The organism is Vibrio sp. 10N.222.46.A1 (genome assembly GCF_041473595.1).
In the GTDB taxonomy this organism is placed as follows: domain Bacteria; phylum Pseudomonadota; class Gammaproteobacteria; order Enterobacterales; family Vibrionaceae; genus Vibrio; species Vibrio tasmaniensis_A.
In genome coordinates this window covers 1-321 of the sequence record NZ_JBFRSN010000141.1, presented here as the reverse complement: position 1 = coordinate 321, position 321 = coordinate 1, and the positions used below count along the sequence as shown (strand labels likewise).

General features: G+C 45.8%; 1 pseudogene. It reads right to left on the bottom strand.

Going from position 1 to position 321, the window contains the following annotated elements:
- Positions 1-321 (bottom strand): annotated as a pseudogene (locus AB4496_RS05090) (ABC transporter permease); the annotation flags it as partial.

Sequence of the window (321 nt, the reverse complement as noted above, 5' to 3'; positions counted from 1 at the left end):
CGATACTGTCTTGTGCTGCTTTGAGTTTCGATTCATCACCATTTAAAAACAATCTAAAGCTAACGCGGCTACCTGGTTGGATTGCGCCTGTCGCTTCAACATCGTTATTGTGAATCAGAACTGCAGGCATTTGTTGGAAAGGGTTAAAACTCAAGCCCGGTTCTTGCGCGATACGCCCTGTGATTGTTAAATCGGCATCGCCTATCGTGACATTGTCACCTATCTCAACTTCTAGCTGAGCAAATATACGCTCATCAAGCCACAATTCCCCCGGTTCAACATGATTGCTTGCCGCGTTATCTGCGCCTTCCAGTATCATTT